7 protein-coding genes, 1 tRNA gene and 1 pseudogene are annotated in these 8,693 nt (G+C 38.1%); all 9 read left to right on the forward strand.

The window, feature by feature from the left end:
* Positions 1-146: 146 nt before the first annotated feature.
* The 9 genes and pseudogenes from BTHERMOSOX_RS07885 to BTHERMOSOX_RS07925 all read left to right on the forward strand — a co-directional run bounded on the left by BTHERMOSOX_RS07885 (position 147) and on the right by BTHERMOSOX_RS07925 (position 8,489).
* Positions 147-959, forward strand: coding sequence for a hypothetical protein (locus BTHERMOSOX_RS07885; protein ID WP_138120542.1), 813 nt, complete (start codon positions 147-149; stop codon positions 957-959).
* A gap of 354 nt (positions 960-1,313) precedes the next feature.
* Entirely contained in the window at positions 1,314-2,141 is an 828-nt protein-coding gene (locus BTHERMOSOX_RS07890) for a hypothetical protein (protein ID WP_138120543.1), read from the forward strand.
* A gap of 224 nt (positions 2,142-2,365) precedes the next feature.
* Positions 2,366-3,241 (forward strand): annotated as a pseudogene (locus BTHERMOSOX_RS07895) (nucleotidyltransferase domain-containing protein).
* Positions 3,241-3,903, forward strand: coding sequence for a Cap15 family cyclic dinucleotide receptor domain-containing protein (locus BTHERMOSOX_RS07900; protein ID WP_138120544.1), 663 nt, complete (start codon positions 3,241-3,243; stop codon positions 3,901-3,903). Before BTHERMOSOX_RS07895 ends, BTHERMOSOX_RS07900 begins: the two are co-directional and overlap by 1 nt.
* Before the next feature lie 397 nt (positions 3,904-4,300).
* Positions 4,301-4,993, forward strand: coding sequence for a heat-shock protein (locus tag BTHERMOSOX_RS07905; protein WP_249360654.1), 693 nt, complete (start codon positions 4,301-4,303; stop codon positions 4,991-4,993).
* A gap of 116 nt (positions 4,994-5,109) precedes the next feature.
* Complete coding sequence (locus BTHERMOSOX_RS07910; RefSeq protein ID WP_138120545.1) at positions 5,110-5,439, forward strand: hypothetical protein; 330 nt, start codon at positions 5,110-5,112, stop codon at positions 5,437-5,439.
* Between the two features lie 15 nt (positions 5,440-5,454).
* A complete protein-coding gene (locus BTHERMOSOX_RS07915; RefSeq protein ID WP_138120546.1) occupies positions 5,455-6,621 on the forward strand; it encodes a MutH/Sau3AI family endonuclease in 1,167 nt (388 codons plus the stop codon).
* A 294-nt stretch (positions 6,622-6,915) separates the two neighbouring features.
* Positions 6,916-8,157: a DNA (cytosine-5-)-methyltransferase gene (dcm, locus tag BTHERMOSOX_RS07920; RefSeq protein WP_138120547.1), complete on the forward strand. Its 1,242-nt coding sequence runs from the start codon at positions 6,916-6,918 to the stop codon at positions 8,155-8,157.
* 256 nt (positions 8,158-8,413) lie between these two features.
* A tRNA-His gene (locus BTHERMOSOX_RS07925) sits at positions 8,414-8,489 on the forward strand.
* The last annotated feature ends 204 nt before the right edge of the window (positions 8,490-8,693 follow it).

An 8,693-nucleotide genomic window follows, 5' to 3' on the forward strand; every position in this document is an offset into this window, starting at 1 on the left:
TCTAACACTATCTTCTTGGTGCGAAGCACCTTCGAACATAGCGTTCGACCTGACCAATTCTCCAGCATAAAAAAGAGGCTAGCCTCTAATATGCTGATACAATTGGCATGTCAACTCCACCGTTAGGCATTTCTCTGGAGTATTTGATGGATTGGATTCCTGCGATATCAACAACAACTCTTCTGGCAGGAGCTTTATGGCTTGCTAGGAATTTAATCTCGACTAGATTAACTAATTCTGTTCGTCATGAATATGACGAAAAGCTAGCAAATTTAAATGCAAATTTAACAAAGAAGCAAGAAACTTTAAAAGCTGATCTACGTTTAAAAGAACTTCAATTAGAATCGCTAAAATCGACAGCATTAAATGGAATATCAAAACGTCAATCAGCACTTTTTGACAAGCAAGTTCAAGCTATTGAAATACTATGGTCACAAGTAATAGATTTACTACCTGCAAAAGGGGCAACACAAAATTTAGTAATTATTAAATTTGATAGCTCCTTAAAGCTCGCATCAGAAAACCCAAAAGCTAGAGAGATGTTTGAAATGATAGGTTCAAACGTAAGTTTGACCTCTGTTGATACAAAAGAAACTCATAAAATTCGACCATTTATCTCACCAGTTGCATGGGCATACTTTATTGCATATAGCTCTATATTGTCACATGCAATTATGAAAACTCACATGCTTAAAAAAGGATTAAATTATCCAGATATGGCAGATAGTACAAACTTGAGAAAAGTAATGATTACTGCGCTTCCACATCAAAAGGATTACATAGAAAAAGTAGATTCGGGGGCGTATTACTACTTATTGGATGAGTTAGAGTCATTAATGCTTTTATCTTTTGATAATACATTAAAAGGAGAAAAAGAAGACAAGGCAGCTTTATTACAAGCATCAGAGTTAATAAAAGCATCTGAAGAACTAACAAATCATGATAAGGCTGAGCAGTAAAAATGCCTAACAAGCTGTTAAACAAGGACAAAAAACAGTTGGCTTTTGCTCCTTCGTCGCTATTTTAGCCAACATTTTTTTGCCTGTTAACAGGGCGTTCACACGGCGCTTCGCGCCGTGTGAACGGTGGAGTTGACCTGCGGTCTAACACTATCTTCTTGGTGCGAAGCACCTTCGAACATAGCGTTCGACCTGACCAATTCTCCAGCATAAAAAAGAGGCTAGCCTCTAATATGCTGATACAATTGGCATGTCAACTCCACCGTTAGGATCGTGGATACCAGAAACCACATGAAAATAAATGGGGCGTATTCCGAAAAGCCATATGAGTAGGAAAAAATATGGAGATTTAAAATGAAAACATTAGATATGAATAAATTGGACTCGAGACCATTTCAAGAGCAACTGCGCGATGCGCAATCGTTTTTTCTGACCCCAGATTTAGTAAAAGAGCTAGAATCTGAAAACCCCTATGCTAATAAAGATGGATTGGTTGAATTTATTTGCGGAACTAAATTATTGAGTGATCCGATAGTTACAGCAAAGCTCGTTGAACTCAAGTCGATGTTAATTTCAATTACTACAGTTGTTACCTCATATATTAATCGCTATGCGGCGGCCAAAGGCTCTAAATATAAAACAGATGCTGAGCTTTGGTCTTTGGCGTTATCTAAAATTCCGTTAATGGGGTCTTCAAAGCTTGATAAGCAAACCTATAGTCGGCGCATGCAAGGGATTGAGATAGCTGGCGACTTTATAAAGTTGATTTTAGACATAGCCACATTTGAAGGTTCAGCTTTAGGCAGCTTTAAGTCATTTTTAGAGGGACAAGGCAATGCTTTAAGAGCAGGTATTGAAAAGAATACCGATGCCTACAAGACAATTACCATAGGTATATCAGTTGAAGTGTTGAAGATAGGAGATCAAATTGTATATATCCCAAAAATTAAGAAATATCAAGTGAACTTTACACGAGATAATGCTAAATGGAGTTCGTCATGCGCGAGCTATGAAGAAATTAGCATGGAATTTGACTACGTGTATGGTGCTAATGTTTTTGATTATGAGGCGCTAAATAATCCTGAAATAAAAAAAGAATTTGAGAAATTCATATCTGATCAGAAAAAAGCGAAAATTGAGGATGCTTCAACATTCTTCAATGATGATTTTGAGACCAAGTAAAACATTTTACTGCTCAATGTTAGTTGTTTATAGGTGCAAAAACATAACGTCATTAGTAAAAGAAATGAGGTTAGGTCTAACATTCTTAAATTCAACGACATAAATATGCAGTCCTAACAATGGGCTCCAGAGGACAGTTTAAAGTGGAACGTTTTTGCATACGCAAAAACGTTCCACTTTAAATTGCTGCTGAGCAAGGCGTTAGCGCTTACAGAGGATAAGTAATGAGTTTGGAAGATCAATTGGCAGGATGGACAGGGCCCTCGAGTGACTCTGAAAAAGACAAGCAAGATAGATCTGAACGAATGATTCGCCAAGCGATAGATTCACACGAGCCATTCAATAATTGTTCATTAAAGGTTTATGCGAAAGGGTCTTACGCTAACAATACTAATGTGCGTTCAGATAGTGACGTGGACATCGCTGTGGAATGTACAGAAGTCCTATATTGGAAGGAGTCCGAAAAAGGGGTTCATACGCCAGGAAATTCATATGAAGGGATTTGGACTCCAGCGAAGCTCAGAGCCGAGCTTCTTTCTGCTATGAGCGCAAAGTTCTCAGCTCAAGTGGATTCTACTGGATCTACCGCGATACAGGTTAATTCAAGCTCAGCTCGTGTAGATGCTGATGTCGTCCCCTGTTTTAGTTTTCGATATTATATGAAGTCTGGATCGAGAGATGGAACTAAAATATTCAAGACAGATGGTAGCAATATCGTTAACTATCCTGCGCAACAATTGGAAAACGGAGTAGCTAAAAACAAGCAAACTGGCTATGCGTACAAAAAGTGTGTGCGATTATTGAAACGTATTGAAAACGTAATGGCTGAAGATGGAACATTTCGTGAGTTGCCATCTTTCTTTGTCGAATGTCTAGCCTTCAACTGTCCAGACACAGTATTTGCTCATTCAACATGGACAGAACGTCTTCGAGCTATGCTTTTCCATATTTGGGATCAACTCAAGGGCGATGAGCCGGACTCTGGGCGTTGGATGGAAGTGAATGATTGCTTTTACCTGTTTCATTCAGATTAAAAGTGGTCTCGTGAAGATGGGCGCGAGTTTGCCAAAGCGGCTTGGAATAACTTTGGGTTCAAATAATGCGTAATGTGACAATTAAAAGTTCGTTGTATTTACTGGTGGGAATTTCAGCAATTGCTTGGTTTTCGCTCGCCTACATTAGTGAATTAGACCTATCAAAAATAAAAGACTTTTTCGGGCTTGTTCCAAAAGTGGTGAGTATTGATCTTTTGGTGATTGCCGTATTCGTTAAATGGGGATGGAAACTTAAAGTATTTAGAGGATGGCTTGTTCCGTTTCCAAATTTAAATGGAAGCTGGGTTGGATTAATATATTCAGATTGGAAAAATCCTGAGACAGGCGAAAAGCCACCTCCGATACCTGTCATGTTGACAGTCAACCAGTCATTTTTCCATGTTAGCTGCATGATGCGTACCGGCGAAATGGAAAGCTACTCGTATTCGGAAGGTTTTCTTATTGACCCTGATCGACAAATAAAAAACGTTGCATATTCCTATACAAGTAAGCCGAGGCTAAGTTTGAATGAAAGGAGTATCCCTCATGATGGAACTGCCGTATTCCAAATCATTGAGAAGCCAAAACAAAAGTTAATTGGCAGGTATTGGACGGAAAGATTAACGAAAGGTGAAATGGTTCTCGAATACCATTCAAAGGAATTGCTAGAAGAACTGCCGAAAGATTTAGGTGATCACCCTGTTACTGAACATGAAAACAGACGCTAACAATTGCTTCCAGCGGACTGCCGTAAGAGGCGCGAATTTTGCGACAGCAAAATTTCGTGACGCTTACGGCAGTCGCTGAAGCAGACGTTCACACGGCGCTTCGCGCCGTGTGAACGGTGGAGTTGACCTGCGGTCTAACACTATCTTCTTGGTGCGAAGCACCTTCGAACATAGCGTTCGACCTGACCAATTCTCCAGCATAAAAAAGAGGCTAGCCTCTAATATGCTGATACAATTGGCATGTCAACTCCACCGTTAGCTTACTTGATCTCGTGTTCAGTAAGCTGCTATGCTTAGTGTAAGTCTTAGCCAGAGATAGCTTTAAGTTCTAAAAGAACTTTAGTTGTTGACATTAGGGTAAAGTGTAGTATACTTATTACTAATTGATGTAGCAGACATGTCTTTTGATGTGACATCACGTAACCTCTTTGAGGTCGAGGCTGTGCCCGGTAATGACGTTCTGAATCCAAGATTATTTCTTGGCGAAGGCTCCCTAGATGGAGCCTTTGTTATTTCTGGGGTAAGGAAAACATCAGTAGTGGCAAATCAAAAAATCTTTAACTTCCCTGATAATAAAGTTCAGCAATGGAAAAGCTTTAATATTGACGGCACGAAGTATGATTTTAGCCATTTAAATGCCTGCAAACATGCATTTCAGCACCCTAAGAGGAATGAAAGCTACACTCTATTTTTTACCTTTTCACATCACGTATTTACTCGTGGCATTAAGGAACAAGAAAACTTAGAATCTACGCAAATATACCCGTATCCATTAGATAAAAGAGTTTTTGATATAGACCGTTTTAAGCTATCTAAATATTTACCTCAGATTATAGAAACCTTACCTGAACAATTCTGTTACCACGGAGGCTATAGCCGTTATTGTAGTTGCAAAATTGATCAAAACAATGACTCTGAAATTTATTATCAAGTTGTTTATCGGGCATGGAAAGAACGAGGTAAAATGAGATTTCATATAGAAAGTGCATATCCATTGCAAGAAAGCTTGGGTAAAGTAAAAAAAGTAAATTTTTGGGTCATTTGCCACAACCTTCTTCATGGAAAAAAGCTTCCTAAGCCTGCGAAGTAAGCTAACAAAAAATTCCAGTCGACCGCTGGCAGCGCAGTTTTTTTTCAGAGGTCATTTTATATCATAGTTCAGTGTGTTTGCATAGTTCATCTTATATCTGCCAGCGGCCACTGAATTTGGCGTTCACACGGCGCTTCGCGCCGTGTGAACGAACAATTACTGGTTTTAATAAGAGTGAAGAGGTAATATTTAGCATTGATGAAAATTGGATAAGTGGCTTCCATTTGGTAAGCGATAAGAGGTTTAAAGAGTTTGAGGCTAACCCAGGCTATTTGGATATGTCAGCTAGTTTAAGCATTGACGAGATGAAAGAATTTCACAAAGAAAACGATAGTAAGCCTGGCAGGAGTACATACAAAGAAGAGATGAAGTTTATAGATGATGCTTTAAATGTGTATGGAGATAAAGTCTATTCTCGTTTTTCCATTCATATTGCTGAATGGTGATATATTAATTATATTATGAATGCAAATTTAGATTATAGCAAAGAGGATGAAAGCGCTATTCTTGCAAGGGCAATGTCTTTAATTGGCAAGAGCTTTAAGGATATCTCTAACCTGTCTCAGAACCCTCAAAGCGAATTAAATATTAAGAACAAAGGCAATGCTGGTAACTTTATTGAACAACACTGGTTTGGCATCAAAAACAACTCAACACCTGAGCCGGATTTTACAGAGGCTGAAATTGAATTAAAGGCCTGCCCATTAAGGCTAAGCAATCAAACTCTAGTTGTTAAAGAAAGGACCAAAATCTGCAGCATAAATTATCTCAATTTAATTAATGAATCCTGGGATAAATCTCACGCCAAAAGAAAGTTAAACAAAGTATTGTTTGTGTTTTACGAATATAACAATAACAATTGGCAGGAACAAAAAATAATTGATACGGCTTTATGGAAGTTGTCATTGAATGAATTAATTATTGAATCAGAATGGGTTAAAACTAAACAAACTGTAGTTGATGGGTTGGCTCACAACCTAACAGAAAGAGGATATAAGGTACTCTCTCCCTGCAGGTCTGGCTCAGGAGGAGTAGACGCTCAAGGAAAGCATAAAGACTTGGTAAAGCAGCCAAATAGTGAAGATTTAGCTCTTAAAAGAGCATTTTCTTTAAAACGTCCATTTGTTAATCAGTACTGGGAATCACTAAAGAACCCTGAAAGATTTGAGTCTATTTCTGATACATTGGATTTGTCAAGAGGTGACAACCTTGAACAAGAATTGCTAGATAAGATAGGAAAATATGTAGGAAAAACTATAGGGGAAATTTCTAAAGAGCTAAACATATTAATACCTAGTGCCAAGAATGCTATACCTGTCATTATTAATAAAATTATAGGATTTCAAGGTGCAAAATCTAAAATTAAAGAGTTTGAGCAAGTTGGTATTCTGATTAAAACTATTCCAATAAGAATGATAGATTTAAAGCTATACGAGGCTGTTTCCTTTCCTGCTATTAAGTTTTTAGAGTTCGAAAAAGAAGAGTGGTGTAATTCTTTGTTGTCTGAACAACTAACTCGAATTTTTTTTATTCCTGTCTCCAGAGATAAAAGTAGCGGCGTGGATGTTAAAGATAGAACACTGGAAAAGCCTTTTTTTGGTCTCCTAGCAGACTTGAAGAAAGAGTAATTATTTCAGAATGGTTACAATATCAATCTGAAGTTTGTAATGGGAAGTCAAAAGTTACAAAACGCTATTCTAAGAAAGGTACGTATAGAGAAATTACGTCTCTTTCCAAGGAGTCAGATACTAAGATTATTCATATGAGACCTCACGGTAAAAATAGGGATGATAGAGACGTGGATAGTTTTGGAAATTCATTTGTAAAACATTCATTTTGGCTTAATAAATATTTTATTCAAAAACTAGCAAAGGAGCATTTAATAAGTCGTTAGTTGCTCTCAGTTGGTTTATAATTTTTCGATGATTAAAACAATTGAGTTATTTGCTGGAGTTGGTGGCTTTAGACTGGGTCTTGAAAGAAGCAATGAATTTAAAGTTGTTTGGAGCAACCAATACGAGCCATTAACAAAAATACAGCACGCCTCTGATGTTTATAAAGCTAGATTTCCCGGTGCAAACCACAGTGACATTGATATTGCCAAAGTTATTGATGAAGACTTTGAATCAATTCCTGACCACGACCTTCTTGTAGGAGGATTTCCTTGTCAAGATTATTCTGTTGCTAGAACCCTCAAGAAGTCTTCTGGTATTCAAGGAAAGAAAGGAGTTCTATGGTGGTCAATACACGCAATCCTAAAGAACAAAACCAATCCCCCTAAATATCTAATGCTTGAAAATGTTGACAGGTTGCTAAAGTCTCCAGTTTCTCAAAGAGGAAGGGACTTTGCAATAATGTTAGCCTCATTATCAGACTTAGGATATGTAGTTGAGTGGAGGGTAATTAATGCAGCTGATTACGGAATGCCACAGAGAAGAAAGAGAGTCTACATTATGGCTTATAAGTCTGACTCAGATATTGGAAAGGAAATCAAAAAGCTTAAATCTCCTGTTGACTGGATTACTAACAAAGGCGTGATGCAAGAGGCATTCCCAATGCAAGTTAATTCAACACCATCTAAACCTGACAAGTACTTTGTTATTGAAGGAGACTTAGATGAAATTACCAACAACACTGTCGATTACACTTCTAAAGTTAGACCTTTTGATACGATTGGAGTAATGATTGATAGAAAGGTATATACAGATTCTGCAGCTGCCGAATATAAGGGAAAGAAAAAAACTTTAGGCAGTATTCTTGAGGATGAAAAGGATATTCCTGTCGAGTTCTTTATATCTAAAGCAGACTTAGATAAGTGGGCTTATCTTAAGGGTGCAAAGAAGGAAGAAAGAACCGCATCCAGTGGACACGTTTACTATTATTCTGAAGGTCCAGTTACATTTCCAGATGCTCTAGATAGAGCCTCAAGAACTATCGTCACTGGCGAAGGCGGCAAAGGGGCTTCAAGGTTTAAACACGTAGTTGAAACTCCGTCTGGCAGATTGAGAAGATTGACACCTGTTGAATTAGAAAGGTTAAATATGTTTCCTGATAACCATACCGAAGGAGCTACAGATGCTAAAAGAGCCTTCTTTATGGGTAATGCTCTTGTTGTGGGCGTGGTAGAGAGGCTAGGTAAATCATTAGCTAGTAGATTAAAGTAGCCCCCCTTTGACACCCTCACTTCTAAACTAAGGGTGGGTGGCAACTTAAAACCTCCCAAATTCTCTCTGATATAAGCACGAGATAATCTCTATATATCTAGTATGAATCTTACCCCCCGAGGGGTGTCTTCATCAGAAAAACTATCGATACCTTAATATTCTCATACGAAAATATCAGTTATAATTAGGTTTTACGTGTGTAACCTACGTGTAACCAAGGAAGAGATTTAAGAGGCAATTGTGTGCCCGCTAATACGCGGGAATAGCTCAGTTGGTAGAGCCCCGGATTGTGATTCCGGTTGTCTCGGGTTCAAACCCCGTTTCTCGCCCCACACTACTAAAGGCCTTGCGGCCTTTTTTTTTATGCTTGAATTACAAATATTAAACAAATACGTGCTTTTTTTGCGGACACTTTTTTTAAGTTTCGATACCCATTTCTCGTAGCATTAAATATGCTTCAAGATCATCACAACCGCCAACATGCTTTTTACTTAAAAATACTTGAGGGTAAGTTAGCTCATTGGGCGCCATGTTAA

Source organism: Bathymodiolus heckerae thiotrophic gill symbiont (genome assembly GCF_900128515.1).
Lineage (GTDB): Bacteria > Pseudomonadota > Gammaproteobacteria > PS1 > Pseudothioglobaceae > Thioglobus_A.

What these genes read in the sequence shown, in the direction of transcription:
- BTHERMOSOX_RS07885 (WP_138120542.1), top strand. Translation starts at nt 147, where the DNA reads ATGGATTGGATTCCTGCGATATCAACAACAACTCTTCTGGCAGGAGCT.
- BTHERMOSOX_RS07890 (WP_138120543.1), top strand. Translation starts at nt 1,314, where the DNA reads ATGAAAACATTAGATATGAATAAATTGGACTCGAGACCATTTCAAGAG.
- BTHERMOSOX_RS07900 (WP_138120544.1), top strand. Translation starts at nt 3,241, where the DNA reads ATGCGTAATGTGACAATTAAAAGTTCGTTGTATTTACTGGTGGGAATT.
- BTHERMOSOX_RS07905 (WP_249360654.1), top strand. Translation starts at nt 4,301, where the DNA reads ATGTCTTTTGATGTGACATCACGTAACCTCTTTGAGGTCGAGGCTGTG.
- BTHERMOSOX_RS07915 (WP_138120546.1), top strand. Translation starts at nt 5,455, where the DNA reads ATGAATGCAAATTTAGATTATAGCAAAGAGGATGAAAGCGCTATTCTT.
- dcm (WP_138120547.1), top strand. Translation starts at nt 6,916, where the DNA reads ATGATTAAAACAATTGAGTTATTTGCTGGAGTTGGTGGCTTTAGACTG.